The following is a 26,967-nucleotide window of genomic DNA, read 5'->3' as shown; positions in this document are numbered from 1 at the left end:
TCACGCTCGCCCATAGGGACGAGCCGACGCTCGCCCTTAGATGTGGAACACCGCTCAGCGGTGCGCGGCCATGCTCGACGCGCCCGGCTTCGGTTGATAAGCCCGCTTGCGCGCATGGAGGCGTTCTGAGTCGAAATATGACGGTTGCAATCGAGATGGGGCAGACGAGCGCAGGCGCGCCGGCCGCCCTCGACCTTGAGGAACTGCTGGCGACCCGCCTGCTGGTGCAAGGCAATTCGGGCTCCGGCAAGTCGCATCTGCTGCGCCGGCTGCTCGAACAGAGCGCGCCCTGGGTGCAGCAGACCATCATCGACCCTGAAGGCGACTTCGTGTCGCTAGGCGAACGCTTTGGCCATCTGGTGATCGATGCCGAGGAGCATACCGAGCGCGGCCTGCAGGCGGCGGGCGAGCGCGCGCGCATCCACCGCGTCTCGACGGTGCTCAATCTCGAAGGGCTCGATGCCGAGAACCAGATGCGGCGCGCCGCCGCATTCCTCGGCGGGCTGTTCGAGGTGGCGCGCGACCATTGGTATCCGATGCTGGTGGTGGTCGACGAGGCGCAGCTCTTCGCGCCCGCCGCCGCCGGCGAGGTTTCGGACGAGGCGCGCAAGCTCTCGCTCGGCGCCATGACCAATCTGATGTGCCGCGGCCGCAAGCGCGGGCTGGCCGGCATCATCGCCACGCAGCGGCTGGCGAAGCTCGCCAAGAACGTCGCGGCGGAAGCCTCCAACTTCCTGATGGGCCGCACTTTCCTCGACATCGACATGGCGCGCGCGGCCGACCTGCTCGGCATGGAGCGGCGCCAGGCCGAAGCCTTCCGCGACCTGGAGCGCGGGCATTTCATGGCGCTCGGACCGGCGCTGTCGCGGCGTCCGCTCGGCGTGCGCATCGGCCAGACCGAGACCAGCCCGCGCAACGGCACGCCGCGGCTGATGCCGCTGCCGCAAGCGGCACTGGAGGATGCGCGTTCGGTCATTCTTGCCGCGCCGCCGCCGGAGACGGTGAGGCCGCAGCGCCGGCCATCGCCGGACCTCCTCGACCAGCTGATGGCGGCCAAGGCCGCGCCGCTGGAGATACGCCCTGAGCCGGCGGAGCCGCAGCCCAGCGCCGAGGACCTGGCCGAACGGCGCGAGCGCATGGACCGCATCCTGCGCGCCATTCTGGCCGAGCCCGATGCGGGTTTCCGCGTCATCGGCGTGCTCTATCAGGAGTTCGTGGTCCGCTGCCGCATCGAAGGGCTTGCGTCGGTGGTGCCCGATCTTCCGGAATTCCGCCGCATGCTGACCAGGGCGCGAGCCGGCGTCGGCTCCGACATGGCCGAGGACGATGCCTGGCGGGACGTCTCCGTGCGCGCCTCGCTGCTGCCCGAGGACATGCAGGGCGTGTTCATGATGATCGCCCGCGCCGCCAAGGAAGGCTGGCCTTGCCCGAGCGACGCGGCGATTGCGCGGGCCTACGGCTCGCATTCGCTGCGCCGCGCGCGGCGACTGCTCGACTATATCGAGGAGCAGGGCCTTATCGTCTGTCAGGTCGACGGCACGGGCCGGCGCACCGTGACGCTGGTCGAGCTCGCCTGGGCGACGGCGCCGGGCGACCCGAATGCCTTGGAGCAGGACAGCTCGGCCGCGTGATTACGGCTGCAACTCGATCGTGCGGACATCGCGAAGCGGCGGCGCGCGATGGGTGGAGACGACGACGATCCTATCGCTGAAGCGGACGAGCAGCCGCTCGAGGATACGCTCGCCCTGCGCCTCGTCGAGGTGTTCGGTCGGTTCGTCAAGCAGCGCAACGGGTGGGGATGACAGCCAGGCGCGCGCGAGGTTGATGCGCTGCGCTTCGCCGAGCGAGAACCTGTCCTGCCTGACCCAGCTGTCCAGCCCGCCCGCTTCACGGATACGCCCGTCCATCTCGACGGCTTCGAGCGCCCGCCAGAGTACGGCATCCGGAGCATCGCCGGCAAAGAGATTGGCGCGGACGGTATCCTCCAGCACGACCGCGTCGTGCAGGACGAGGGACACGAGCGCCCGCCGCTCGCCTGCCGACAGGATGCGGTCGTCGGTTGCGAAGGCATCGTCGCCGATCCAGCCGGCGATCTGCTTGAGCAGGCTCGTCTTGCCCGAGCCGCTTGCGCCGACGAGCAGTGTCGGCTGGCCCCGCGCGAGGAGCAGGGAGATGGGCGTTCCGATCGACCGGCCGTCGGGTGCACGGCGTTGCAGGCCGCCATGAAGCAGCAGGGCGGGCTTGATGTCATCCAGGGCGAATTCGCGCCTGCCGGCCGCGGTGCCGCGTGTCCATTGGCCGATCTCGGCGCGAGCCGCGTTGCGGCGAAGCACGGCAACCAGCATGCGCGATGCGCCATTCATGGTTTCGCCCAGCGCCAGCCAGGAGAAGGCGAGCAGCATGGGCGCGAGAAGCTCTGTGCCTTGTCTGCCCGCATACCAGGCAGCCGCCATCACACTGACGCCGGCAACCGGGCCCAACGCCCCGCCGATCATGTCCAGCATGGCCTGCAGCCGGCGAAGGGCAAGCTGCGCGGCGCCGGCGCGAGAGAGCGCGGCGAGGGCCTCAGTGCATTCGCGGTTCCAGGCGCCCTCCGCCTTCAAGGGTACGGCTGACGCCATGGCCGCGCCAAGCCGGCTCGCGCCCCCGCGGCGCAGCGACCTGGTCTCACGCCATGCCATGGCGCCAGCTCTGGCCACCCGGTTCCCCGCGAACAGGATGGCAAGCAGCAAGACTATGATGGGCAGGAGGGACAAAGGCGCCAGCACCGCCGAGCCGGCGATCAGCACCGCGAGGCCGCAGGCGAGCGTCAGAGCCGGCAGGCCGGCGCGCAGCCTGGCGAAGTCGAGGTCCTCGACGTCGTCGAGATAGTCGGCAAGGCGCGAATCGTTGCCGAGCTGCCATCCGGCCCGTCGCACCGCCGGCGCCGCCGCCATCGCGGCGAACAGCTCGACGCGACGCGATACCTGATCGGCGAGTGCCGCCTTGTGGCCGGTCAGGCGCTCGCCATAGCGGGCAGCGGTGCGGCCGACTGCGAACAGCCTGATGAAGGCTGCGGGAGTGTGAAAGTTGAAAGTGAAAGCGGCGGCGGAAAGGCCGGCGATCGCCACGGATCCGAGCAGCCAGGCTGAAACGCCGCCCAGCAATATGGCGCAGGCCAGCGCGGTGAAGGCGAAGCCCGTCGCCAGCCGCCACGACTTCCGGCTCGATGACTGAAACGCGGTGCTCATGCCGCCACCTCGACGGTATCGTCACGGGTGAGATCGACAACCAGGTCGGCGGCGGCGGCAAGGTCCCGGTCATGCGTCGCGACGACGACCAGCCGCGCCCCTGAAATCCCGATCAGCATGCGCCGCACGGCCTCGGCGGTCGCGCGGTCGAGCTTTGCCGTCGGCTCGTCGGCGAGCACGGTTCGTCCGGAAAGCTGCGCGCGGGCGACGGCGATGCGGAGCCGCTGGCCGCCCGAAAGATTGGCGCCGCCCTTGTCCAGCCTTGCATCGAGACCGCCCGGCAGCAGGGCGTCGTCGAGCAGCCCGATCGCGCGCGCGGCATTTTCCAGCCGGCTCCGGTCCAGCGCGCCGCCATTCCACGACATAGCCTCCGCCAGCGTTCCTTCGGGCACGTAGGCGTCCGTCGAAACCCAGGCGATCTCTTCAGCGGCCAGCGGACGGGTTCCCGGCGTCGGCATGGCGCCCGGCTCGAGCCCGGCGAGACGGCGCAGAAGCGTCGATTTGCCCGATCCGCTCGGACCGACGATGGCGACGAGGCCATGTGCAGGCAATGTCAGGCGCAACCGGTCGAGCACCGGCAAGGTGGTCGACGCGATCGGTTCGGCGCCGAGCAGCCGGTTCAGCGCGGCGGCCGCCGCCAACCCTTCCGCCTTGGCATGGTACTGCTCCGAGAAGCGGCGGAATGGCGCGAAATATTCCGGCGCGATCATCAGGATGAACAGGCTCTGCCAGAGCTCGAGATTGGAGAAGCCCGGGATCGTCGCAAGCTTCAGGTGGCCCAGGCCGAGGAGGATGGCGAGGATCGCAATCGAGAGCGAGGCGAAGAAGTCGATGATCCCGGCATTGGCAAAGGCTATGCGGAGCAGACCGATCGTCTCGCCGGCGTAGCCCTCCAGGCGCCGGCCGAGTTTTGCCTCCTCGCTTGCCGTGGCGTGGTTGGCAAGAATCGTGGGCAGCGTGCGGACGCGGTCGGCGAACTGGCCCGCCAGCCGGCCGAAGGCACGCTCCTGGGCGTCGGCGCGCCGGCGGATCGCATTGCCCACCAGCGCGAAGAACAGGATCATGACCGGCGTGAGGCAGATGACCAGCAGCGCGGCCTGCCAGGAGACGAAGCAAAGCGCGATTGCCGCGAGCAATGGCCCAGCCGCCATCATGGCCGTGGCGGCACGATGACCCACCACCAGCGCGGCGATCGATTCCGGATGGCGCTGCATCGAGACGATCAAGGCGCCCGTCGAGAGCGACTGCAGCTGCCGCGCCGGCATCTTGCCCAGTCGCTCGCCTGCGAGCGCCCGCAGTCGCGTCGCCACGACGTTTTCCGCGGAAGCCTGCATACTTTCGGCGGCGAATCCGGCGAGGCATGCGGCCGCGAGCAGCGCGATCATCCCGGCGACGAGCCGTGGCTCGACCGTCTCGCCCATCACGAGCCGGCCGGCGGCCATCGCCGCCGTCGCGGCGAAGCCGAGCCTGAGCACGGTGCGGACCGCCTGCAAGGCGAGAAGACCACGCAATCCGGGCCTTGCCAATCGCTCGGCGGCGGAAAGCGCCTCGAAGGCGGCCGGCCCCGAAGCGCCGGGATCAGGAATCGGTGCTGGAACGACCTGCGTTTTCATGGCCCGCTTCTCGCACAGGCGAGGAGGACATGAGTTGATTCAGGTCAAGTCTCCAGCATTCGTGCCGCGCTATGAGGCGATGTCCAGAAAGGATGCTCCATGTCCGACTTTCTTCCTCGGCGTCGCGACGGTAATCGCCACGGTGGGCTGGCGATGTTCCCGATCCTGTTGCCGTCGAGCAGCAACCCTCCTTGAGCCCGGGCGTGACGGAGGAGCTATCATGACGAGCGCCGAGCCGGAGCCGCTGCATAGCCCGGCAGATATGCGGCGGGCGCATATGCAGAAGCTCGCGCTCTGCCACATGCTCGAGGGCATCGCCGACGACCTGCCCTCGCGCGTCGACCGGCTCCAGTGCCTCGCCGTGGCGGCCGACCTCTTGCCGCTGCTGCGCGAATGCCACCGCTTCGAGGAAGAGATCGTCTTCCCAACCTTCGTGCGGCAGACGGGCGAGGAAGACACCGTCGAGCGACTGAAGCTCGAGCACCTGGAGGATGAAAGCGCGGCGGCGGATCTCAGCGAGGCGCTGCTGGCCTACGGCCACGGTCGGCAGATCGAAAATCCCGAGGCGTTTGGCTACATGCTGCGTGCCTTCTTCGAATCGTTGCGCCGCCACATCGCCTTTGAGCGCGACCACGTGCTGCCAAAGGTTCTCGGCAATCAGTAAGTATTTGTTCTTATGCGGAAGGCTATGGCTAAGTCGCCGAGCCTAACCGCTATGCACTTTTCCTGGAATTGCTCTAAACGAACGTCCCGGGGATCAGTCTCCGGCCCGCGCGGCCAGGCGCCCGATGTCGTCGACGATGACGTGGCGGTTGTTTTCGACGCGGATGACGCCCTCGCCCCGCAGCCGGGTGATCTGCCGGCTCACCGTTTCGACGGTGAGACCCAGGAAATCCGCGATCTCCGCGCGCGACAGAGGCAGATCGAAAGCGGCGCCGCGCCGCTCCGGCCCGGCGGCGGGGTCGATGTTGCGCGCGATCATCAGAAGGAAGCTCGCTATCTTCTCGGAGGCCGTCTTGCGGCCGAGCGCCACCATCCAGTCGCGCGCCTGGTCGAGCTCGCGCAGCTTCTGTTCGAGCAGGCGATGCTCAAGATCGGGCTGCTCCTTTATCATGCGCTCCAGCGCCTGGCGCGGGAACGAGCACAGTTCGACGTCTGTCGCCGCCTCGGCGCTGAGCGTGCTCTCGCTCTGGAACGGCCTGCCGAGGAAATCGGGAGCGAATTGCAGGCCGACAATCTGCTGGCGGCCGTCGGAAAGCGTCTTGGTCAGCTTCACGACGCCTGAGAGTACGTTCGAGAAACGCTCGACGCTCCTGGAATCGCCCACCAGCTCCTTGCCGGCCTCGGCCTTGTGCCGTTTCGTCGATTTGGCAAGATCGACGAGCTGCCCGGCGTTGAGCGCGCCGCATATGCCACGATGCCGCGCCTCGCATGAAACGCAGAGTACCGGGACGCCTGCCGTGTGAATATCTTCGCGCACGATGGAACATCTATAGTGTTCCCGCCCTTCACCGGCAACGCAGGCCGGGACGCGAAAGCGTCGCAGCCCGTGCCTCGACGATCGGATGGAAACCAATCCGTCGATCGCCGCATTGCACAATTGCGGTCTGGCTGCACAATAGGCGCATGTCCACCGGTTCGTTGACCATCCTTGTTATCGACGAGAACCGCATCCGGGCCTCGATCATAGAGGCCGGGTTGCGGGATGCCGGCCATCGGCAAGTCACGGTGATCCATGACGTGGCCGGCATTGCCCGGCGCATCGCCGAGATCGAGCCGGACGTCATCGTCATCGATCTGGAAAATCCCAACCGAGACATGCTGGAGAACATGTTCCAGCTGTCGCGCGCGGTGAAGCGGCCGATCGCCATGTTCGTCGACCGCTCCGACCAGGCCTCGATCGAGGCCGCGGTCGATGCGGGCGTGTCCGCCTATGTCGTCGACGGACTGAAGAAGGAACGCATCAAGCCGATCCTCGACATGGCGATCAGCCGCTTCAACGCCTTCTCGCGCATGGCGCGCGAATTGGAGGAGGCGCGCAGCGAGCTGGAGAATCGCAAGGTCATCGACCGGGCCAAGGGCATATTGATGAAGTCGCGGGGCTTGAGCGAGGAGGCGGCCTACACGCTTCTGCGCAAGACCGCCATGAACCAGAACCGCAAGATCGCCGAGATCGCCCAGAGCCTGGTGACGGCGGCGGGCTTGCTGGGACCGCTGGAGGGCGAATGAGCATGGCGCACGAAATCACCGCCGGCTTCATGCCGCTCTTCGACAGCGCCGTTCTGGTCGTGGCCGGCGAGATGGGCTTTGCCACCCGCGAGGGCATCGAGCTCAAGCTGCAGCGCGAGACGTCCTGGGCCAATATCCGGGACCGCATCGCCATCGGCCATTTCGACGTCGCCCATATGCTGGGGCCGATGCCGCTCGCCTGCAGCCTCGGGCTGACTCCGCTTGCCTCGGAGACCATCGTGCCCTTCTCGCTCGGGCTCGGCGGCAACTGCATCACCGTGTCCAACGCGGTTTGGGACGGCATGGCAGCGCAAGGTGCTGCGCCCGACCTCGATCCGGGGCGCGCCGGGGCAGCGCTTGGCGCGCTGATCCGCGAGCGGGCGCGTGCCGGCCGCGAGCCGCTGCGTTTCGCTGTCGTGCATCCGCATTCCGGGCATAATTACGAGCTGCGCTACTGGCTTGCCGCCTGCGGCATCGATCCCGACTGCGACATCGAGATCGTCATCGTGCCGCCGCCCTTCATGGCCGATGCGCTGGCTGCCGGCCGCATCGACGGCTATTGCGTCGGCGAGCCCTGGAACAGCGCGGCCGTGGCGGCCGGCACCGGCCACATCGTCACCGTCAAAGCGCTTTTGTGGCGCAACAGCCCGGAGAAGGTGATCGGCGCGCGTAAGGTGTGGGCGGAGGAGAATCCAGAGGCGATGGCGGCGCTCTTGAGGGCACTGCATCATTCCGCACGCTGGTGCCAAGACCCGGCGAACCGCGGCGAGCTGGCCGTGCTGATGGCGAGGCCCGCCTTCCTTGGCCAGCCGGAGGCGATCCAGATGCCGGCGCTCACCGGACGCCTTCAGCTTGGCGGCGGCGTCGAGCGGAGCGTCGAGGATTTCTTCCTGCCCTTCGACAAGGCGGCGAACTTCCCCTGGAAGAGCCATGCGCTGTGGTTCTACACGCAAATGGTGCGCTGGGGACAGTTGCCGCACACGCCGCAGAACCTCGCCATCGCCCGCGACTGCTATCGGCCCGATCTCTACCGCTCGGCGCTGAAACCGCTCGGCGTGGCGCTGCCCGGCGCCAATGCCAAGGTCGAAGGGGCGCTGAAGGTTGCGACGCCGGTCGGTTCGGCGGGGGCGAGCCTGGTGCTTGGTCCCGACGGATTTTTCGACGGCCAGATCTTCGATCCGGACCGGATCGACGCCTACATTGCCGGCCAGAAACGCGCCTGATCATTTCCGCATCAGTCTTGTGCGATGCACAAAATTTGTGCGGCACGTCCATGCCATTGATCAATGTTTGACCGCGTTGCAGCTTGGCTCCGCCGCAGGCCCATTGTGTTAGCATGTTGATTTTAAATGAAATTCTGATCTCTCGTTAAACTGGCACGCTTCATGCTTTGAAATAACCGAGCCCTCGTGGGCAACAGAACAGGCGTCCAATGGCGGGCGCCACAGGCAAAGCTGCCGCTCAGGTCAACACGCGATCCCGGATGTACGGACGCGAGGGGGCCTGGACGGCAGCTTTTTTCGTTTTGGCCGACACGCAATCGACGGCGCTGGCCCCAAGCGGCGCTCAACGGGAGACGACGATGGCAACATGGATCGCAACGACATCCCTCAAGGATTTCGCCCGCCGCGATTTCCTGCTGAGCAGCGCGCTGACTGCGGTGCTCTTCGCTGCCGCAATGCTGCTGTTTCCCGCCAATCACGAAACCGAGGCCAAGGTGCTGCAAATGAGCCCACAAGTCTCGGCGCGCTGACGGATGCCACGCCGCTGATCAACACAACACACGGCGCGCCGCCCTGCGCCGCAAACCGGAGCCGACCATGACCGCAAACCTCCCAGCCGCGCCCAGCCAGGACAGTGCTCCCCGGCAGGCGCTCGTCATGTCCACCATCGCCTTCACCGTCTGCTTCGCGGTGTGGACGATCTTTTCCATCATCGGCGTGCGCATCAAGCAAGAGCTCGGCCTCAACGAGACCGAGTTCGGCCTGCTCGTCGGCACGCCGATCCTCACCGGTTCGCTCGTGCGCATGGTGCTCGGCGTCTGGACCGACCGTTATGGCGGACGCCTAGTCTACACTCTGACGATGCTTGCCGCCGCGGTCGCGACTTTCCTGCTCGCCTTCGCGCATACCTATCAGCAGATGCTGGTCGCCGCGCTCGGCGTCGGCCTTGCAGGCGGCTCCTTCGCCGTCGGCGTCGCCTATGTCTCGCGCTTCTTCCCTGCTGGCAGACAAGGCACGGCGCTCGGCATTTTCGGCGTCGGCAATGTCGGCGCGGCGGTCACCAAGTTCCTGGCGCCGCTCGTGCTGCTTGCCTGGGGCTGGCAGTCGGTGGCGCTGATCTGGGCCGCGGCGCTGGTCGTCATGGCGATCGTCTTCTGGTTCACCACCAACGACGATCCGGTCATCCGCGAGCGCCGTGCCGGCAAGGCGGCGCCGGCGAGGAGCTTCTGGCAGGAATTCGCGCCGCTGAAGAACCTGCAGGTCTGGCGCTTCGCCTTCTACTATTTCTTCGCCTTCGGCGCGTTCGTGGCGCTGTCGCTCTGGCTGCCGCGCTACCTGATCGGCGTCTACGGCTTTGGCATCGCCACCGCCGGCATGATCGGCGCCGCCTATTCGATCCCCGCAAGCATCTTCCGCGCCTATGGCGGCGTGCTGTCCGACCGCATCGGTGCCCGCACCGTGCTCTATTGGACCTTCAGCGTCTCTGCCGTCGCGACCCTCGTTCTGTCTCTCCCCTCGGCAGATTACGTGGTGCGCGGCATCAGCGGGCCGATCCCGTTCCACTTCGAGATCGGCCCGCTCGCCTTCATCGCCGTCGCCTCCGTGCTCGGCTTCTTCATGAGCCTCGGCAAGGCCGCCGTCTACAAGCACATCCCTGCCTATTATCCGCAGAGCGTCGGCGCGGTCGGTGGCGTGGTCGGCATGATCGGCGGCCTTGGCGGCTTCATCCTGCCGATCGTTTTCGGCGCGCTGAACGACCTCACCGGCGTCTGGTCGAGCTGCTTCATGCTGCTCTTCGTGATCGTCTTGTCCTGTCTGGTCTGGATGCACTTCAGCATCCGCCGGATGGAGCGCCAGGCCGCCGTCAAGACATCGTCCCTTTCCTACGCCGCCGAATAGACCGGAGAGCGACATGAGCCAAAAACTCGTCATCATCGGCAACGGCATGGCGCCGGGCAGGATGCTGGAGCACCTGCTGGAGGAAGCGCCCGACCGCTACGCCGTCACCATCTTCAACGCCGAGCCGCGCGTGAACTATGACCGCATCATGCTGTCGCCGGTGCTGTCGGGCGAGAAGGCGTTCGAGGAAATCGTCATCCATGGCGACGGCTGGTATATCAAGCATGGCATCACCCTCTACAAGGGCCACCGCATCGTCGCGATCGACCGCGAGGCCAAGACCGTCACCTCGGACCACGGCGTGACCGAGAGCTACGACCGGCTGGTCATCGCCACCGGCTCGGTGCCGTTCATCATTCCGGTGCCGGGCAAGGACTTGCCGGGCGTGCTCAGCTATCGCGATCTCGACGACGTCAACGCCATGCTGCTCGCGGCCCAGTCGCGCGCCAAGGCGGTCGTCATCGGCGGCGGCCTGCTCGGCCTCGAAGCCGCGGCAGGGCTCAAGGAACGCGGCATGGACGTCACAGTGCTCCACGTCATGCCGACGCTGATGGAGCGCCAGCTCGACCCGGCCGCCGGATACCTGCTGCAGAAGGCCGTCGAGGCGCGGGGCATCAAGGTCATGACCAAGGCTAACACCAAGGCGATTGTCGGCAACGGCAAGGTCGAGGGTGTGGAGCTGATGGACGGCACGATCATCCCGGCAACGCTGGTGGTGATGGCGGTCGGCATCCGCCCGAGCACCGCTTTGGCCAAGGATGCCGGGCTTGAGGTCAATCGCGGCATCGTCGTCGACGACCGCATGCTGACCTCCGATCCCGCGATCATGGCGCTCGGCGAATGCGCCGAAGTCGGCGGCCATGTCTACGGACTGGTTGCGCCTCTCTACGAGATGGCGCGCGTCGCGGCCGCCGGGCTGGCGGATGGCGAGGACAGGCGCTTCGTCCATTCCGACACGCCGACCAAGCTCAAGGTCACCGGTATCGACCTCTATTCGCTGGGCGATTTCGCCGATGGCGAGGATCGCGAGGAGATCATCCTGCGCGACGCATCCGCCGGCATCTACAAGCGCCTCGTGCTGCAGGACAACCGCATCATCGGCACGGTGCTGTTCGGCGAGACGGGTGACGGCGCCTGGTTCAACGACCTCAAGAAGAAGGCCACCGATATCTCTCAGATGCGCGATACGCTGATCTTCGGCCAGGCGTTCCAGGGAGGCGTTTCCTCGGACCCTTTGGCGGCCGTTGCGGCACTGGCGGATGATGCGGAAATCTGCGGCTGCAACGGCGTCTGCAAGGGCAAGATCACCGGCGCGATCACGACCAAGGGGCTGACCGGTCTCGACGATGTGCGCGCGCATACGAAGGCCTCGGCCTCATGCGGCTCATGCACGGGTCTGGTCGAACAGCTGCTGAAGCTGACGCTGGGCGAAGCGTACAATCCTGCGGCGGTGCAGCCGATGTGCGGCTGCACCGGCCTCGGCCATGACGACGTGCGGCGCCTGATCAAGGCGAAGGGCCTGAAGACAATTCCGGCCATCATGCAGGAGCTCGAATGGAAGACCTCCTGCGGCTGCGCCAAATGCCGGCCGGCGCTCAACTATTATCTGGTCTGCGACTGGCCCGACCAATATGCCGACGACTATCAGTCGCGCTTCATCAATGAGCGCGTCCACGCCAACATCCAGAAGGACGGCACCTATTCGGTGGTGCCGCGCATGTGGGGCGGAGTGACCAGCGCAAACGAATTGCGCGCCATTGCCGATGTCGTCGACAAGTTCGAGATCCCGATGGTCAAGGTCACCGGCGGCCAGCGCATCGACATGCTGGGTATCCGCAAGGAAGACCTGCCGGCGGTGTGGGCCGATCTCGGCAAGGCCGGCTTCGTCTCGGGCCATGCCTATGCCAAGGGCCTGCGCACGGTGAAGACCTGCGTCGGCACCGACTGGTGCCGTTTCGGCACGCAGGATTCGACCGGGCTCGGCATCCGCATCGAGAAATTCATGTGGGGGTCGTGGACGCCGGCCAAGGTGAAGATGGCGGTGTCGGGCTGCCCGCGCAACTGCGCGGAGGCGACCTGCAAGGACGTCGGCGTGGTCTGCGTCGATTCCGGCTACGAGATCCATTTCGCGGGCGCCGCCGGTCTCGACATCAAGGGCACGGAAGTGCTCGGACTGGTGAAGACCGAGGACGAGGCGCTGGAGGTGATCGTGGCGCTCGTCCAGATGTATCGCGAGCAAGCCCGCTATCTCGAGCGCATCTACAAATGGGCCAAGCGCATCGGCACCGCCGAGATCCAGAAGCAGATCCTCGACGATGCCGAGAAGCGCCGGGCCTATTTCGAGCGCTTCGTCTTCAGCCAGAAATTCGCGCAGGTCGATCCATGGTCGGAGCGCGTCTCCGGCAAGGACAAGCATGAGTTCCGGCCGATGGCGTCGGTCGGGTTCGCGGAGGCGGCGGAGTGAGTCGGCAGGAAAGAGACGGCATGAACTGGATCGCCATCGGCACCATCGCGGATATTCCACCGCGCGGGGCGCGCTGCGTGGCAACGCCGCAGGGCAAGATCGCGATCTTCCGCACGGCGGACGACCAGGTCTTCGCCATCGACGACCATTGCCCGCACAAGGGCGGGCCGCTCAGCCAAGGCATCGTCCATGGCGCGGCGGTGACCTGCCCGCTGCACAATTGGGTGATCTCGCTGGAGACGGGCAAGGCGCTCGGCGCCGACGAGGGCGCGGTACGAACGATCCCGGTCAAGGTCGAGGGCGGACGGCTGTTCATCGCGCTCGAGGCGCTGGCCTCGAAAGCGGCCTGAGGCATGGAGGAAGCGCGCGAGGTGAGGACCACCTGCCCCTATTGCGGGGTGGGCTGCGGCGTGCTGGCCAAGGTCGCCGCGGACGGCACGACAGCCGTCCGCGGCGATCCCGACCATCCGGCCAATTTCGGCCGCCTGTGCTCGAAGGGTTCCGCCCTTGCCGAGACGCTCGGCCTCGAAGGCCGTTTGCTGCGGCCGGAAATTCTCGGCAAGCCAGCGAACTGGGACGAAGCGCTCGACCTCGTGGCCGAAAAATTCTCGCGAGCCATCGCCGAGCATGGACCGGACTCGGTCGCCTTCTACGTCTCCGGCCAGTTGCTCACCGAGGACTATTACGTCGCCAACAAGCTGATGAAGGGTTTTGTCGGCTCGGCCAATATCGACACCAATTCACGGCTCTGCATGGCGTCGTCCGTCGCCGGCCACCGCCGCGCCTTTGGTGAGGACATCGTTCCGGGCATCTATGAGGATTTCGAGTGCGCCGATCTCATCGTGCTCACCGGCTCCAACACCGCATGGTGCCATCCCGTGCTCTACCAGCGCATGCTTGCGGCGCGCCGGGAGCGTGGAACGAAAATCGTCGTCATCGACCCCCGCCGCACCGCGACCGCTGACGAGTGCGACCTGCATCTGGCGCTCGATCCAGGCACGGACGTGCTGTTGTTCAACGGGCTGCTCGCGCATCTCGTCCAGAGCGGAAAGATCGATGCCGATTTCATCCGCGACAGCACCTCGGGCTTCGACGCCGCGGCCGCCCTGGCCGGCGCCGATGCGCCGTCGATCGCGCGTGTCGCGAAAGGCTGCGGATTGTCGGCCGCCGACGTCCAAGCCTTCTATGATCTCTTCGCCGAGACCGACCATACGGTTACCGTCTACAGCCAGGGTGTGAACCAATCGGCGCATGGAACCGACAAGGTCAACGCCATCATCAACTGCCATCTCGCCACCGGCCGCATCGGCAAGCCCGGCACGGGGCCGTTCTCGGTCACCGGGCAGCCGAACGCGATGGGCGGCCGCGAGGTGGGTGGCCTGGCCAACCAGCTTGCCGCGCATATGGACTTTGCGGACGAGGCCAACATCGACCGCGTGTCCCGCTTCTGGAGGGCGCCCGACATCGCGCGGCGCGGCGGCCTGAAAGCCGTGGACCTGTTCCAGGCGGTCGCCGACGGCCGCATCAAGGCGCTGTGGGTGATGGGCACCAATCCCGCGGTCTCCATGCCGGACGCTACGCGCGTGCGAGCCGCTCTGTCCAAATGCGATTTCGTCGTGGTCTCGGATGTCACCCGCACCGACACCACGCGCTATGCCGACGTGCTGCTGCCGGCCGCCGCCTGGGGCGAGAAGGACGGCACGGTCACCAATTCGGAACGGCGTATCTCGCGCCTGCGACCGTTCCTGCCGCCGTCGGGCGAGGCGAGAGCCGACTGGCGCATCGTCTGCGATGTCGCCGCCCGCATGGGCTTGGGCGACGCCTTCGCCTACAAGACACCGGCAGAGATATTCCGCGAGCACGCCGCGCTGTCTGCTTTCGAGAATAGCGGCGCGCGGCTGTTCGATCTTGGCGGGCTGACCGGCCTTAGCGACACGGATTACGATGCCTTCGCACCACGCCACTGGCCCGCTTCGAACCGGCACGAGCGCGAGACGAGATTGTTCGGCGACGGCCGTTTCCCGACGCCCGACGGGCGCGCGCGCTTCGTGGCGGTGCGGCAGGAGGCAACCGCCTTCAACGTCGATGCCGATTATCCGCTTGCCCTGAACACCGGCCGGCTGCGCGACCAGTGGCACACGATGACTCGCACCGGGAATGTGCCGCGTTTGATGGCTAACGTGCCGGAGCCGGCGGTCGATCTCCATCCGGCGGATGCGGCCGCGCGACACCTCAAGGATGGCGACCTCGCTCATCTTTCAACCCGCTTCGGCTTCGTTCGGGCGAGAGTGCGGGTTTCGAACGCGCAGCGGGGCGGCCATGCTTTCCTGCCCATGCATTGGAGCGGGCAGTTTGCGGCCAGGGCCGCCGCCGGTCTGCTGTCCTCGCCGGTCACCGATCCGCATTCCGGCCAACCGGAGCTCAAGCATGTCCCGGTCAGGATCGTGCGGGAAGAGACCGGCTGGGCCGGAGTGCTCATCACACGCCGTGATCTGCGGCCGACGGGTTTCGTTCACTGGAGCCGGCAAGCGGTCGCGGGCGGCTGGGTCTACGAACTGACCGGAACCGAGCCGCCGGATCAGGGCATTCTCCTGGCGAGCAAGCTGCTCGCTGCCCAGCGGCAGGATCAGCTTCTGGAATACACTGATCGCCGCGGGCTCTCTTATCGCGCAGCAGCCATCGACGATGGGGGCGCCATGGCGGAAGCCCTGCTGGTCGCCGGCCCGGACCAGTTGCCGACGCGCGACTGGCTGGTGTCGCTGCTCGCCACGCGCCAGCCGTTGTCGACGGCCGACCGCCGCGCGCTTCTGTCCGGCCGCTCGCCCGTACCTATGCCTGCGATCGGGCGGGTCGTGTGCGCGTGCTTCCATGTCGGCGTCAACCAAATCGCGTCGGCGGTTGCTTCGGGATGCGACAGCCTTGAGGCCATCGGCGCGACGTTGCGCGCGGGCACCAATTGCGGCTCCTGCCGCTCCGAGATCAGGGCGATCATCGACGGCCGGCACGTGCAAGCGGCGGAGTGAGCTGTGCCTGCCGTTCGACCGGTTCTACCGGTCCTCGATAATCCGCAGATAGGCTGCCGTCACGAACAGCACGATGAAGCCGAACAGGATGCGGCGGCCGCCTTCGGGCATCTGCAGGATGGTGAGCAGCGTCGTCAGCACGGTCAGGATGAGCGCGCCGATGATGGTGCCCGTGTAGCCGCCGCGGCCGCCGAAGATCGAGGTGCCGCCGATGACCGCGGCGGCCACCGAAGGCAGCACCAGCGGCTCGGCGAGCGACAGCGAGGGCGCCTTGATCAGGCCGATATAGAGCAGGCCGGTGATGCCGGCGAGCAGGCTTGAGAGGATGTAGAGCGCCGTGATCACCTGCCAGTAGCGGACGCCGGACAGCCTTGCGGCGCGTTCATTGTCGCCTACGGCGTAGAGCAGGCGGCCGAAGCCGGTGCGGTTCAGCATTAAGACAATCAGCACCGCCACCGGCACGAACAGGAGAAGCGCGTTGGGAAAACCGTAGGTGACGCCGGTGCCCAGCCAGTTGAGGAAATCCGGGATCTTGGCGCCGGATGCGATCACTGTGCGCTGGTAGACCTGCAGGAAGCCGGTGCCGATCAGGCTGGTGCCGAGCGTCATGATCAGCGGATGCACCCGGAACACGCCGACGCCGATGCCGTTGACGAGGCCGATCAGCACGGCGGGCAGCATGGCGAGCAGGAAAGCCACCGTCGGATCCTGGTTGACGATCTGGGTGGCCATGATGAAGGCGCTCATCGTCGCCACGGTGCCGACGGAAAGGTCGATGCCGCCGGTCAGCATGGTCATGGTCTGGCAGCCGGCGAGGATCGCCAGCGGAATGGCGAACTTCGCCGTGTTGGCGAGCCAGCGCTCGTTGACGATGCCGGGACGCAGGATCTGCAGGATCACCACGAGAACGATCAAAAGGATGATCAGCGGGATCAGCGGCCGGTCCGCCATGAAGCGCTTCAGGCGGCGGCCGAACGAAACGGGCCGGGGCATGGTCGCGATGTCGGTCATGGCGTTGCTCCTGCCGGGCGGCTCCGCATGGTGATGAAGGCGCCGAACATCACGACCGCGACCATGATTGCGCCTTCGATGATCGCGGTGACATTCGGATCGATGGCCTGAAGCGTCAGGTCCGTGCGCACCAGCCTCAGCACGAAGACGGCGATAATCGGCCCGAGCAGGCCCCCTTTGCCGCCACCGAGCGCGACGCCGCCCAGCACCACGGCGGCGACGCTGGCGAGCAGGTAAGGCCCGGGGATGGGCGCGCCAATGCCGGTGCTGATGGTCAGCGACAGGCCGCCGAGCGCCGCGAACAGGCCGGAGAGCGCGTAGGCGATGATCCTGGTGCGGGCCACCGGCACGCCGCTGCGGAAGGCGGCGAGCTCGTTGCTGCCGATGGCGTAGATGGAGAGGCCGAGGCGTGAGCGCCTGAGCGGAATCCACACGACGCAGAGGCATACGACGAGCAGCACCAGCGCCTTCGGTACCCAGGCATCGGCCCAGTCCGGCAGGCCGGGGACCGGCACCGTGCCGATGACGCTCGCCTTAAGCCATTCGGCGGCTGCGCCTCCGGGAGCGCCGAGCACGAGGAGCGCCGCGCCCTGCAGCACGAACAGCATGGCCAGGGTGACAACGATGTCGGGCACCCGGGTCACGACGATCAGGACACCGTTCAGCGCGCCGAGCACCAGCCCCATGGCCAGCACGAAGGGCACGACGAAGAGCGCATATTCCTCGGTGGCGCCGTTCATCATCGAAGCGGCGGTGACGCTGGTCAGCGCCATCATGGCGGCGACCGACAGGTCGATGCCGCCGGCGATGACGACGACGGTCTGCGCGGCGACCGCGAAGGCGTAAGGCAGGACTGCCCGCGCCAGCGAGCCGAAGTCGCCGCTGCCATAGCCCGGCTGGATCAGCTTGGTGATGACGAAGAGAAAGATCAGCAGGGCGAACAAGCCGGCGACCCAGCCCTGGTTGCGGATGAAGCGGCTCATGACGCGGCCTCCGCATCGGAGGCGGGCCTGACTTCGGCAAGGATGCCGACATCGGCCTTGGCGCCGCGCGGCAGGCCGTAGGCGGCACGCATCAGCGCCGGCTCGTCGGCTTCTTCCACCGGGAAAGTGTCGACGACGCGGCCGCCGAAGATGACGATGACACGGTCGCAGACGCGCTGCACCTCTTCCATTTCGGAGGTGTAGAACAATACCGACTTGCCTTGGCCGGCGAGCTCACGCAACAGCTTGTAGATTTCCTGCTTGGTGCCGACATCGATGCCGCGCGTCGGGTCGAAGCAGAGAATGGTGCGGGCGTTGGCGGCGATCCAGCGGGCGATGGTCACCTTCTGCTGGTTGCCGCCGGAAAGGCGTTGCACCTCGCCCTGGGCGCGGGTATCAATCTGCAATCTGCCGATGGCGCCGGAAACCACCACCTGCTCACGGCGCATGCGGATCGGCCCCCATTTGCGCAGCCCGGCGCTGAAGGGCAGCGCGATGTTCTCACGCACCGAACGCTGCATGGCCAAGGCCTCGGTGCGGTCGCCCGGCACATAGGCGATGCCGGCCTGGATGGCGTCGCTCGGATGCGAGAATTTCACCGGCGCGCCGTCGACGTCGATCGTGCCGCCGGTCGGGCGGATCGAGCCGGCAAGCGCTGCGAAGAGCTCGTCCTGGCCCTGGCCTTCGAGCGCGAAGACGCCGACGACCTCGCCATTGGCGAGATCGAAGGAGACGTCGTTGAGCTTGGTGCCGAGCTGCAGGTTGCGGACGGACAGGCGCGGACGGCCGCCGGCCGCAACCGCCACCTCATTCGGCGCGCGCGCGGCGATGCGTGTCTTCTCGATGCGGGTGCCGAGCATCATCTCGACTATTCTTTCCTCGACGCCCGGCTCGATGTCGACGACGCCGACGGTGGCGCCGTCGCGCAGCACGGTGGCGCGGTCGCAGAGCGCGGAGATCTCGACGAAACGGTGCGAGATGAAGATGACCGAGCGGCCGGCGTCACCCTGGCGGCGCACGACTTCCAGCACTTTTTCGGCGAGGTTCGCCGGCAGCGCCGCGGTCATCTCGTCGAGCAGCAGCACATCGGGCTCGACGGCGAGAGCGCGCGCGAGGTCGAGCACGCGCAGGATGGCCAGAGGGATATGGCGGGCCGTCTCGCGGATGTCGAGGTCGGGAATGCCGAGCTCGCGCACCCAGGCGCGGAAGGGTTCGACCGGCGTGCCGGTGAGCCTGAGATTGGAGAGCACGTCGAGATCGGGGATCAGCGAAGGTTCCTGGTACACCGGCAGCAGGCCGGCGCGGCGGGCGGCGGCGGGGGAGCGGACATCCAACTGCTGGCCGCGGATCAGGATGCGCCCGGCATCCGCCTTGATCGCTCCGGTCAGGATCTTCACCAGCGTCGACTTGCCGGCGCCGTTGGCGCCCATCAGCGCATGCACTTCACCCGGCAGCACGGACAGCGAAGCGTTGCGCAGCGCGGCAACCGCGCCGTAATTCTTAGCCACGCTGGTGGCGTCGAGGAGAGGGCTGGTGGTCAAAGCGTTCTCGATCTGGAGCGTTTCACCGTTTCACGGAAACGGCGAACCGCTCTATCCTTTTGTTTTTACGCAATTCCGGACGGAAAACCGCTCACACTTTTCCTGGAATTGCTCGAAGGCTCAAACTATGCGTGCCAAATCAAATGGCAAGGACGCCAGACCTTGGTCCGGCGCCCTGCGCTTGCGTTCGGATCAGGCCCTTATTCGCCCGGGCCCTTGCAGGCCACGATCTGGTCCTTGGTGTAGGTCGTCCAGTCCGGGATCGAGATCGAGACCGGCCATTCGGGGCTGAGCGAGGGGTCGACGACGCTCTTCAGCTTGGCCTTGCCTTCCTCGGTGGCGTTTTCCCAAAGCTGCGGCTCGACCAGCACGGTCTGCTGCGCCGGCTTCTTGCCGTCGAGGATCTGCAGCGCCAGCGTCACGCCGGCCCCGCCGATCGAGCCGGGATTGGTGACGGCCGCGCCCACCAGGCCCTTGACCGAGCTCAACTGGCCGACGAAGCCGGCATTGTCAGCGCCCACGACCGGCACCATCGGCGCCTGCTGCTCGACCAGCGCGTCGACGATGACGTTGTCGATGCCGGAGGTCCAGATGCCGTTGATCGGCGTGCCGGTGGCGAGGAAGGACAGGATTTGCTGCTTCGCCTGATCCTGCTGCCAGCCGGTAAAGACTTCCTGCGCGACCTTCACGTCGGGGAATTCGGCGAGCGCCTTCTTGAAGCCTTTGTCGCGATCGCTGTCGGCCGAAGCGCCGGCGGCGCCCCGCATATAGAACACCTCGCCCTTGCCGCCCATCTGCTGGAACAGCCACTTGGCCCCCAAATAGGCATACTGCTCCTGGTTGTTGGAGATGATGTAGGCGGACGGTTCGGTCACCGCCTGGTCGACGGCGACGACGACGATGCCGGCCTTGGTGGCTTCCTCGAGGCCTGCCTTGATGCCGGCCGGATCGGCCGGGTTGACGACGATGGCATCGACCTTGGCGCTGATCAGGTTGCGGATGTCTTCGAGCTGGCCGGCGGCGTCGGTGTTCCGGTGGGCGATGTTGAGCTTCGCCACTTCACCGGAAGCGAGCGCCTGCGCCTTCATCGCGCAGATCATTTCCTCGCGCCAGCCATTGCCCTGCACGGTGTTGGAAATGCCGATCGTGTATTTGCCGGCGGCGGCCGAGGCGCCTACCGAGGCGAGCAAGGCGGCGCCGGCAAGTAGCGAGGCCACGGTCAGATGTCTTTTCATGTCAGTACTCCTCCACATTGATCTTTTCAGTTCAGTCGATTGTTCAGTTCAGTTCCAGGGCGCCGACATGGTCGGCGCCGAGCTTTCGTTATTTGATGAAGGGGCGCAGCACGTCGCGGGCAAGCAGGAAGCCGCGCTTGACCTTTTCATCCGTCCCCTCGAAGCGCCGGTCCTCATGCTCGATGATGACCGGCCCGTCATAACCGGCCCGGTAGAGGCCCGAAAAAATCCTGCTCCAATCGATGTCCCCAAGCCCCGGCATGCGCGGCACCTGCCAGCCTATGCCAGCGGAAAGGATTCCGCGCTCGTACAAACCATCATGATCAATCATCAGGTCCTTGGCATGCACATGCAGCATGCTCTTGCCGAACTCGCGGATGAAGCGCTCCTTGTCGATCATCTGCCAGACGAGATGGGAGGGGTCGAAATTCATGCCGACATCGCCGCCCCAGGCTTCGAGGATGCGGCGCCAGACATAGGGCGAGTAGGCGATGTTGTGCCCGCCCGGCCATTCGTCATAGCTGAAGATCATCGGGCAGTTCTCGAAAGCGAGTTTCACACCGTGTTCGCGGGCGTGAGCGATGATCGCCGGCCAGACCTTTTGCGCGTCTTCCCAATTGGCGTCGACAGTCTTCGAGGCGTCGCCGCCGCAGAAGGTGTTGACCAGCGAGACCCCCATGCGGCTCGCCAGCACGATCACCTTCTTCAGGTGATCGATCACCGCTTCGCGATGTGCCCGATCGGGATGGAGCGGGTTGGGGTAGAAGCCGAGGCCGGAGATGGCCAGGCCTTTGCCGGCAAGCCCGGCGGCAATATCCTTGGCTTCAGCGGCGGGGATGTCCACGTCGATATGGCTGGTGCCGGCATAGCGGCGGCTGGCCCCGGAAGTCTTCGGCCAGCAGGCGATTTCCAGCGCCTCGAAACCGGCCGAACGCGCCCAGTCGGCGACCTCGCCGAGAGCAGTATCCGGAAATGGTGCCGTGAGCAGTCCAAGTTTCATGATGCCTCCCAATACCAAACTATGCAGATCGAGCCGGCTGCTTCAACCGCGCATCCGTTGGCCCAGAGCAGACTTGTCTGACAAAGCCCATCGGATCGTTCGAGAGCAAGCCGTCGAGGCCGGCGACGACATGCGCGCGGAAAGTCGCGTTGGCGGCCAAGGACGGGTCGAAGATGGCGTCGATGGCGAGGATCGCGTCGGCGAGCAGTTTGCTGTCGGAACCAACGCGGTCGGCGATTGTCGCAATTCTTTCGGCAAAGGGGTCGGACACCTGCCAGGCGCGGCCGAAGCGCGCGGATGCCTTGATCAGGTAGGCCATCCAGCCTGCCACTGGAACCGAAAGAAGCTCGACACTTAAGCCCTTCACCAGGCGGTCGCGGATCGGGTTGAGCAGGCGCTGCACGATCTTCTGCGAGCCGTCTGTAGCAATCTGGTGGTTGCGATGGCGGATCGCGGTGTTGGTGAGCCGCGACAGGCTCTGCTCGACATAAGCCGCGGGCGCAATGCCGGGGACCGGCATCAGCGTCGGCAGTGTTTCCTCGGTCAGCATGCGGCGGACGAAGCCTGCCAGAAGCGGGTTGGCTATCGCCTCGAAAGTGTGCTCGAAACCGCCCAGAACCCCGAGATAGCTGAGCGTCGTCTGGGCGCCGTTCAGCACCCGCATCTTGAGATGCTCGAACGGCGTGACATCGTCGACGAAGGCCGCGCCGACAAGGTCCCAGCGCGGCACGCGTCCGGCGAAGCGGTTCTCGATCACCCATTGGCGGAAACGCTCGCCGACCACCAAGGCGCTGTCATGGTAGCCATAGCGCTGCTCGACCGTATCGATATCGGCCGCGGTCGTCGCCGGCGCGATGCGGTCGACCATGGCCGAAGGGAAGGCGACATTGGCTTCGATCCAGTCCGCCAGCTTCCCGCCGCGCCGCTCTGCGAATGCACGCACGACATTGCCCAGGATGGTGCCGTTGGTCGGGATGTTGTCGCAGGAGAGCAGCGTCACCGGCCTGCCATGCGAGGCCATGCGCAGTTCCAGCGCCCGTGCCAGGATGCCGGGCACGCTGCGCGGCGTTTCCGGATTGGCGAGATCGTGGACGATATCGGGATGCTCAAGGTCGAGCGCGCCGCTCGACGGGATGTGGCAATAGCCTTTCTCGGTCACCGTCATGGTGACCATCTCGATCTCGGGCGAGGCGAGCACGTCCAGCGCCGGCGCGGCATTGTCCTGGCTGTCGACGACGCGCATGATGCTGCCGATGACGCGCGCCTCGACTTCGTCGTTCTGGTGGATCAGCCGCGTGTAGAGACCGTCCTGCTGCCCCAGCGTGTCGGAAAGAAGAGGCGGGCGGATGTTGATGCCGACCAGTCCCCAGCGATCGAAATCCTTCGCCAAGAGGTCGTCGGTGTATTCGGCCTGGTGGCAGCGGTGGAAGGCGCCGACGCCGATATGGGCGATGCCTGGCTTGAGTGCTGCGCGATTGTAAGCCGGCTTGCGGACTTCGGATGGCAAACGGCCGAGCAGGGCAGGGCTGAGGCTTTCGGGCGATGACGCGCTCACCGGTTGGCTCCGATCACCCATTGCTCCTGGTCGACCAGCGTGCCGGTCATCGGGCCGGCCGCGTCGGAGAGCAGGAAGACGGCAAGATTGGCTATGTCGGTCACGGAGAACAGCCGGCCGAAGGGCTGCGTTGCGTTGGCGGCGTCGAGCCAGCCTGGACCCTGGCCGAGCGTGTCGGCCTGCATGATCCGTTCGGCCGGGGTGTCGGTCCAGCCGACATTGATGCCGTTGACGCGGATGCGGTCGAAGCGGTGGGCGTTGGCGGCGTTCTTGGTCAGCGTCGCCAGCGCGCCCTTGGTGGCGGAATAGACGGCAAGCTCCGGCGTGCCGCAATGCGCGTTGATCGACAGGATGTTGACGATGGCGCCGCCCTGGCCGCGTTTCTTCATGTCGGCGATCGCCGCCTGCATCAGGAAGAAGGGCGCGCGGGCGTTAACCGCAAACAGCGACGCCCAATCGTCGAGGCTGGCGTCGGTGAAGGACGCGCGATCGGTGAGGCCGGCGGCGTTGACGAGACCGTCGATGCGGCCGAAGCGTTCAATGCAGGCTTGCGCCAGCCGCGCAGGAGCTTCGGGATCGCCGAGGTCGGCGGAAGCGAAGGCGGCAGGGGTGCCCATGGCTGCAAGCTCGGCGGCGACAGCATCGCCGCGCTTCTGGTCCCGGCCGGTGATCAGCAGGCCGGCGGCGCCGGAGCGCGCAAGCGTGTCGGCGATCGCCCGGCCGATGCCTTGCGTCGCGCCGGTGACCAGCACCACCTTGCCGTCGAGACGAACCTCCATTCCTCCTCCCGGAACAAAGTTTCCATTTTTTAGAATATGGAACGATAGTTCCTTTTAGTCAACCGCGCCGGTCAGCCTGTCCGGCGCGCGACGACGCCGTGGACCAAGGCCATGCCGACCGCGAGCGAGGCGGCTAGCGAACGGAAGCCGCCAAAATCCTGCTCGACCACTTCCAGCCAGGTGTCGGAGAGTTTTGCCAGCGGCGAAAATGTGCTGTCGGTGATGGCGAGGATGCGCGCCTTGCGCTCATGCGCGACGGCGACGAGGTCGGGCGTGATCGAATTATAGGGACTGAAGGAGACGGCGAGCACCGCGTCGCGCGGCGTGATGCAGCCGACCTGGTCGAGCGCGGTCGAGCCGACATTGTCGACCAGCACATTGCGCACGCCCTGCTGCGACAGCGTCAGCGACAGATAGGTGGTGACGGGAAAGGCGCGCTTGCTGCCGATGACGTAGATCAGATCGGCCGCCGCCAAATGATCGACCATCCCCTCGAAAGCGGCGATATCGAAATTGTTGCCGATGCGGCCGAGCGAGGCCTGGCAGGCGCCGACCATGCCGCTGAGGAAATGCAGGTCGGCATTCGGCTCCTCGGCCCTGTCGGGGCTGCCTTGTGTCTCCGGCCAGGAGCCCTTCATGCGGTCCTTGAACAGGAGCTGGAAATCGGAAAAGCCCGAATAGCCGAAGATCTGCGCGAAGCGCACCAGGGTCGAGGGCTGCACGCCGGCCTGCTCCGCCACCTGCGCGATCGTGCCCAACGCAACTTCGCTCGGATGCTGCCAGAGGAAGATCGCCACCTGGCGAAGCCGTTTCGGGAAATGCACGGTGCCTGACGAAAGCACCGCACGCAGCTCTTCGTAGGTCTGCGGCTTGGTGTAGCCAAGCGCTGCCAGTGATCGGCTCCTCTTCCTCGCTGCCGTCTCCAGGCTATGCGAGGACGGCTCGTCGGCCACCTTGCCGCGGCCGCTCATAGGATATGCCTCATCGTGACCCCAACCATCGGATGCATAATCCGATCCCTGCCCACCGGATGCGGTCCGTCACCTGGACCGAGGGTAAAAAGCTAACGCGGCACAATCGTTTTACAAAACAAAAAATAGAAATATCATTCGAAAATACCGTCGCCCGGTCACAACATCCACACCGACCGGCATATCGAAACTTGGGGAGGATAATCGCAATCATGGTCTATGCAACAGCGGACGGAGCCACGCGCCAACGCCTTCGGGTCGGGATGGTCGGAGGCGGCCGCAATGCCTTTATCGGCGCCGTGCATCGCCTGGCCATGCGGCTCGACGACCAGATCGCGCTGGTCGCCGGCGCGTTGTCCTCGGATCCGGAGAATGCCGCGGCGTCTGCCGCCGAGATCGGCATTGCGCCCGAGCGCAGCTATGCCGACTACCATGGCATGGCCAAGGCCGAAGCGGCACGGCCGGACGGTATCGAGGCGGTGGTCATCGTCACGCCCAACCATCTGCATGCGCCGATCGCAACGGCCTTCCTCGAGGCCGGCATCGACGTCATCTGCGACAAGCCGCTGTCGACGACGCTTGCCGAGGCCGAGGCGCTGGTTGCGTTGACCAAAGCGCGGAAGCGCCGCTTTGTCGTCACGCTCAACAACACCGGCTACGCCATGGTGCGCCAGGCCCGCGAGATGGTGGCGGCGGGCGAGCTCGGCCGCATCGTGTCGGTGCATGGCGCCTATATCCAGGACTGGCTGACCAGGCCGATCGACGCCGAGGGTCAGAAGCAGGCCGAATGGCGCACCGATCCGGCGCGCGCCGGCCAGTCGGCCGTGCTTGCCGATATCGGCGTGCATGCCTTCAACCTGGCAAGCTTCATTTCCGGTTTCGAAGCGGAGGCGGTTTCGGCCGACCTGTTCACCGCCGTGCCCGGGCGTCGCCTCGACGACAACGCGCATGTGCTGATGCGCTGGTCGGGCGGGGCGCGCGGCACGATCCTCGCCAGCCAGACCTCGCCCGGCCATTACAACGACCTCTCGGTGCGCATCTATGGCGAGAAGGCCGGGCTCGAATGGTCTGGATCGCGACCGGAGGAACTGCGCTTCTCGCCCTATGGCGAGGAAACCCGCACGCTGGTGCGCGGCGGCCATGGCTCGACAGCGGAAGCGAGGCGCGTCTCGCGCATGCCGGCGGCGCATCCGGAAGGCTATATCGAGGCCTTCGCCAATTTCTACCGCGACGCCGCCGACATCATTCGCTCGCACCGCAAGGGCGGAACGGTCGATGCGGGCCGCGCGGCGCAGGTGCCCGATGTGGTCGACGGGGCGCGGGGTGTGAAGTTCGTCGCCGCGGCGGTGGAGTCGAATGCGGCGGGAGGGGCTTGGACGACTGCGCGCTTTGGATAAGCGCTGCGTCTCTTGCGACCTCGAGACCAATCAATCGTTGTCGCGACCGGCAGCGGGCCGAGCGGCCTGCCGGCGCTCTTTGGTGATCATCTGTGCCAGCCCGCCGAGCACCAGGCTGCGGAACATGGCGTCGACCTCTGATGGCGACAGTTTCGGCTTCCGCTCGAACCACCAGTTCAGCGCCGTGAGGAAAGCGCCGACGACGAATTGCACGACGAAGTCGCGCGGAATGGTGCCGTCCTGGAGAGTGGAGGACAGTTCCTGCCGCACCATATCCGATAGGATCAGGCGGATCTCGTTCTCCGCCACGGCACCGCCTCGCCCGCCGATCATCGTCCGGAAGTGGTCGGCGTAGCGGGCCGCATGCTCGAACATGGCCGCGCTGAAGCGTAGCGGATCGTCGCGCGACGCTTCGGCTCGGGCGTGCGATGCCGACTGCGCCTCCGTGAGTTCCTCCCGAAGCATGTGGAAGCCGCTGCGCAGCAGGTCCTCCTTGCTGGTGTAGTGCGCGTAGAAGGTCGACCGGCCCACATCGGCCTCGTCGATAATGTCCTGCACCGAAAGGGCCTCGTAGCCCTTGCGCAGCATCAGTTCCAGCAATGCCTGGTGAAGGGCTTTGCGGGTCCGGGCGGACCGCCGGTCGATCTCCCGGGGCATGGGCAGCCTCCTTCGCTCTGCATATGGATGGGCGACTTTTCCGAGACAACGGGCTCGGATCGTCCGCTAACGAACTTTCTATCCGCTTCGTTCGTCGAAAATCCCGAACAAGCTGTCCATTATCATACGATCTGTTTCGAAATTACAGGCCCTAGCG

Annotated in this window: 22 protein-coding genes; 10 read left to right on the top strand and 12 right to left on the bottom strand. The window is 66.2% G+C overall.

The genetic code is table 11. The annotated features are described in order from the left end of the window. The first annotated feature begins 137 nt into the window (after positions 1–137). Positions 138–1,631 carry an ATP-binding protein gene (locus E5X34_RS05925; RefSeq protein ID WP_292562199.1) on the top strand — a complete coding sequence of 498 codons (1,494 nt, stop codon included), beginning with the start codon at positions 138–140 and terminating at the stop codon, positions 1,629–1,631. Here the strand turns inward: E5X34_RS05925 and E5X34_RS05920 are convergent, their stop codons facing one another. Together E5X34_RS05920 and E5X34_RS05915 are read right to left on the bottom strand one after the other, a co-directional pair. After that, positions 1,632–3,230, bottom strand: coding sequence for an ATP-binding cassette domain-containing protein (locus tag E5X34_RS05920; RefSeq protein WP_292562196.1), 1,599 nt, complete (start codon positions 3,228–3,230; stop codon positions 1,632–1,634). Further along, on the bottom strand, positions 3,227–4,843 hold the full coding sequence (locus E5X34_RS05915) for an ATP-binding cassette domain-containing protein (protein ID WP_292562194.1): 1,617 nt from the start codon (positions 4,841–4,843) through the stop codon (positions 3,227–3,229). Before E5X34_RS05915 ends, E5X34_RS05920 begins: the two co-directional genes overlap by 4 nt. 220 nt (positions 4,844–5,063) lie before the next feature. Between E5X34_RS05915 and E5X34_RS05910 the strand changes: the two genes are divergently transcribed. Continuing rightward, entirely contained in the window at positions 5,064–5,507 is a 444-nt protein-coding gene (locus E5X34_RS05910; protein WP_366664874.1) for a hemerythrin domain-containing protein, read from the top strand. Positions 5,508–5,600: 93 nt separating this feature from the next. Here the strand turns inward: E5X34_RS05910 and E5X34_RS05905 are convergent, their stop codons facing one another. Next, the gene (locus E5X34_RS05905; protein ID WP_363485839.1) at positions 5,601–6,323 is read right to left on the bottom strand and encodes a Crp/Fnr family transcriptional regulator; all 723 of its coding nucleotides are present in this window, start codon (positions 6,321–6,323) and stop codon (positions 5,601–5,603) included. A gap of 146 nt (positions 6,324–6,469) precedes the next feature. Between E5X34_RS05905 and E5X34_RS05900 the strand changes: the two genes are divergently transcribed. The 7 genes from E5X34_RS05900 to E5X34_RS05870 all read left to right on the top strand — a co-directional run bounded on the left by E5X34_RS05900 (position 6,470) and on the right by E5X34_RS05870 (position 15,681). Beyond that, the gene (locus E5X34_RS05900) at positions 6,470–7,072 is read left to right on the top strand and encodes an ANTAR domain-containing response regulator (RefSeq protein ID WP_292075243.1); all 603 of its coding nucleotides are present in this window, start codon (positions 6,470–6,472) and stop codon (positions 7,070–7,072) included. Then, the gene (locus tag E5X34_RS05895) at positions 7,069–8,295 is read left to right on the top strand and encodes a CmpA/NrtA family ABC transporter substrate-binding protein (protein ID WP_292562191.1); all 1,227 of its coding nucleotides are present in this window, start codon (positions 7,069–7,071) and stop codon (positions 8,293–8,295) included. The genes E5X34_RS05900 and E5X34_RS05895 overlap by 4 nt, the downstream gene beginning before the upstream one ends. A 209-nt stretch (positions 8,296–8,504) precedes the next feature. Next, the gene (locus E5X34_RS05890) at positions 8,505–8,825 is read left to right on the top strand and encodes a hypothetical protein (protein WP_292562189.1); all 321 of its coding nucleotides are present in this window, start codon (positions 8,505–8,507) and stop codon (positions 8,823–8,825) included. A 67-nt stretch (positions 8,826–8,892) separates the two neighbouring features. Beyond that, complete coding sequence (locus tag E5X34_RS05885) at positions 8,893–10,194, top strand: nitrate/nitrite transporter (protein WP_292562187.1); 1,302 nt, start codon at positions 8,893–8,895, stop codon at positions 10,192–10,194. Positions 10,195–10,207: 13 nt separating this feature from the next. After that, complete coding sequence (nirB, locus tag E5X34_RS05880) at positions 10,208–12,658, top strand: nitrite reductase large subunit NirB (RefSeq protein WP_292562185.1); 2,451 nt, start codon at positions 10,208–10,210, stop codon at positions 12,656–12,658. Between the two features lie 20 nt (positions 12,659–12,678). After that, positions 12,679–13,008, top strand: a complete 330-nt coding sequence (gene nirD, locus E5X34_RS05875) for a nitrite reductase small subunit NirD (protein ID WP_292562183.1) — start codon at positions 12,679–12,681, stop codon at positions 13,006–13,008. Between the two features lie 3 nt (positions 13,009–13,011). Next, complete coding sequence (locus E5X34_RS05870) at positions 13,012–15,681, top strand: nitrate reductase (RefSeq protein WP_292562182.1); 2,670 nt, start codon at positions 13,012–13,014, stop codon at positions 15,679–15,681. Between the two features lie 24 nt (positions 15,682–15,705). Here the strand turns inward: E5X34_RS05870 and E5X34_RS05865 are convergent, their stop codons facing one another. From E5X34_RS05865 to E5X34_RS05830, 8 genes are all read right to left on the bottom strand, one after another. Beyond that, a complete protein-coding gene (locus tag E5X34_RS05865; protein ID WP_292562180.1) occupies positions 15,706–16,692 on the bottom strand; it encodes an ABC transporter permease in 987 nt (328 codons plus the stop codon). After that, positions 16,689–17,675, bottom strand: a complete 987-nt coding sequence (locus E5X34_RS05860; RefSeq protein ID WP_292562177.1) for an ABC transporter permease — start codon at positions 17,673–17,675, stop codon at positions 16,689–16,691. Before E5X34_RS05860 ends, E5X34_RS05865 begins: the two co-directional genes overlap by 4 nt. Next, positions 17,672–19,216: a sugar ABC transporter ATP-binding protein gene (locus tag E5X34_RS05855; RefSeq protein WP_292562175.1), complete on the bottom strand. Its 1,545-nt coding sequence runs from the start codon at positions 19,214–19,216 to the stop codon at positions 17,672–17,674. The genes E5X34_RS05860 and E5X34_RS05855 overlap by 4 nt, the downstream gene beginning before the upstream one ends. A 200-nt stretch (positions 19,217–19,416) precedes the next feature. Further along, complete coding sequence (locus E5X34_RS05850; RefSeq protein ID WP_292562173.1) at positions 19,417–20,451, bottom strand: ABC transporter substrate-binding protein; 1,035 nt, start codon at positions 20,449–20,451, stop codon at positions 19,417–19,419. Positions 20,452–20,539: 88 nt separating this feature from the next. Next, complete coding sequence (locus E5X34_RS05845) at positions 20,540–21,451, bottom strand: sugar phosphate isomerase/epimerase (protein WP_292562171.1); 912 nt, start codon at positions 21,449–21,451, stop codon at positions 20,540–20,542. Positions 21,452–21,470: 19 nt separating this feature from the next. Continuing rightward, complete coding sequence (locus E5X34_RS05840; RefSeq protein WP_292562169.1) at positions 21,471–23,006, bottom strand: mannitol dehydrogenase family protein; 1,536 nt, start codon at positions 23,004–23,006, stop codon at positions 21,471–21,473. Then, entirely contained in the window at positions 23,003–23,785 is a 783-nt protein-coding gene (locus E5X34_RS05835; RefSeq protein WP_292562167.1) for an SDR family oxidoreductase, read from the bottom strand. Before E5X34_RS05835 ends, E5X34_RS05840 begins: the two co-directional genes overlap by 4 nt. Positions 23,786–23,856: 71 nt before the next feature. Further along, on the bottom strand, positions 23,857–24,756 hold the full coding sequence (locus tag E5X34_RS05830) for a MurR/RpiR family transcriptional regulator (RefSeq protein ID WP_292562165.1): 900 nt from the start codon (positions 24,754–24,756) through the stop codon (positions 23,857–23,859). Between the two features lie 212 nt (positions 24,757–24,968). On the opposite strand from E5X34_RS05830, the gene E5X34_RS05825 reads away from it, so the two are divergent. Continuing rightward, positions 24,969–26,153, top strand: coding sequence for a Gfo/Idh/MocA family oxidoreductase (locus E5X34_RS05825; protein ID WP_292562163.1), 1,185 nt, complete (start codon positions 24,969–24,971; stop codon positions 26,151–26,153). A gap of 30 nt (positions 26,154–26,183) precedes the next feature. On the opposite strand, the gene E5X34_RS05820 is transcribed toward E5X34_RS05825, so the two are convergent. Then, positions 26,184–26,810 (bottom strand): TetR/AcrR family transcriptional regulator, encoded by a 627-nt coding sequence (locus E5X34_RS05820; RefSeq protein WP_292562160.1) that lies wholly within the window; start codon positions 26,808–26,810, stop codon positions 26,184–26,186. Between the last annotated feature and the right edge of the window lie 157 nt (positions 26,811–26,967).

Origin of the sequence: Mesorhizobium sp., from assembly GCF_004963255.1 — a bacterium.
In the GTDB taxonomy this organism is placed as follows: Bacteria; Pseudomonadota; Alphaproteobacteria; order Rhizobiales; family Rhizobiaceae; genus Mesorhizobium.
The sequence above is the reverse complement of the archived record's forward strand: the minus strand, read 5'-3'. Positions and strand labels throughout refer to the sequence as shown.

What these genes read in the sequence shown, in the direction of transcription:
- E5X34_RS05915 (WP_292562194.1), bottom strand. Translation starts at nt 4,843, where the DNA reads ATGAAAACGCAGGTCGTTCCAGCACCGATTCCTGATCCCGGCGCTTCG.
- E5X34_RS05885 (WP_292562187.1), top strand. Translation starts at nt 8,893, where the DNA reads ATGACCGCAAACCTCCCAGCCGCGCCCAGCCAGGACAGTGCTCCCCGG.
- E5X34_RS05870 (WP_292562182.1), top strand. Translation starts at nt 13,012, where the DNA reads ATGGAGGAAGCGCGCGAGGTGAGGACCACCTGCCCCTATTGCGGGGTG.
- E5X34_RS05920 (WP_292562196.1), bottom strand. Translation starts at nt 3,230, where the DNA reads ATGAGCACCGCGTTTCAGTCATCGAGCCGGAAGTCGTGGCGGCTGGCG.
- E5X34_RS05830 (WP_292562165.1), bottom strand. Translation starts at nt 24,756, where the DNA reads ATGAGCGGCCGCGGCAAGGTGGCCGACGAGCCGTCCTCGCATAGCCTG.
- E5X34_RS05850 (WP_292562173.1), bottom strand. Translation starts at nt 20,451, where the DNA reads ATGAAAAGACATCTGACCGTGGCCTCGCTACTTGCCGGCGCCGCCTTG.
- E5X34_RS05860 (WP_292562177.1), bottom strand. Translation starts at nt 17,675, where the DNA reads ATGAGCCGCTTCATCCGCAACCAGGGCTGGGTCGCCGGCTTGTTCGCC.
- nirD (WP_292562183.1), top strand. Translation starts at nt 12,679, where the DNA reads ATGAACTGGATCGCCATCGGCACCATCGCGGATATTCCACCGCGCGGG.
- E5X34_RS05900 (WP_292075243.1), top strand. Translation starts at nt 6,470, where the DNA reads ATGTCCACCGGTTCGTTGACCATCCTTGTTATCGACGAGAACCGCATC.
- E5X34_RS05835 (WP_292562167.1), bottom strand. Translation starts at nt 23,785, where the DNA reads ATGGAGGTTCGTCTCGACGGCAAGGTGGTGCTGGTCACCGGCGCGACG.
- E5X34_RS05865 (WP_292562180.1), bottom strand. Translation starts at nt 16,692, where the DNA reads ATGACCGACATCGCGACCATGCCCCGGCCCGTTTCGTTCGGCCGCCGC.
- E5X34_RS05895 (WP_292562191.1), top strand. Translation starts at nt 7,069, where the DNA reads ATGAGCATGGCGCACGAAATCACCGCCGGCTTCATGCCGCTCTTCGAC.
- E5X34_RS05925 (WP_292562199.1), top strand. Translation starts at nt 138, where the DNA reads ATGACGGTTGCAATCGAGATGGGGCAGACGAGCGCAGGCGCGCCGGCC.
- E5X34_RS05910 (WP_366664874.1), top strand. Translation starts at nt 5,064, where the DNA reads ATGACGAGCGCCGAGCCGGAGCCGCTGCATAGCCCGGCAGATATGCGG.
- E5X34_RS05820 (WP_292562160.1), bottom strand. Translation starts at nt 26,810, where the DNA reads ATGCCCCGGGAGATCGACCGGCGGTCCGCCCGGACCCGCAAAGCCCTT.
- E5X34_RS05825 (WP_292562163.1), top strand. Translation starts at nt 24,969, where the DNA reads ATGGTCTATGCAACAGCGGACGGAGCCACGCGCCAACGCCTTCGGGTC.
- E5X34_RS05890 (WP_292562189.1), top strand. Translation starts at nt 8,505, where the DNA reads ATGGCGGGCGCCACAGGCAAAGCTGCCGCTCAGGTCAACACGCGATCC.
- E5X34_RS05845 (WP_292562171.1), bottom strand. Translation starts at nt 21,451, where the DNA reads ATGAAACTTGGACTGCTCACGGCACCATTTCCGGATACTGCTCTCGGC.
- nirB (WP_292562185.1), top strand. Translation starts at nt 10,208, where the DNA reads ATGAGCCAAAAACTCGTCATCATCGGCAACGGCATGGCGCCGGGCAGG.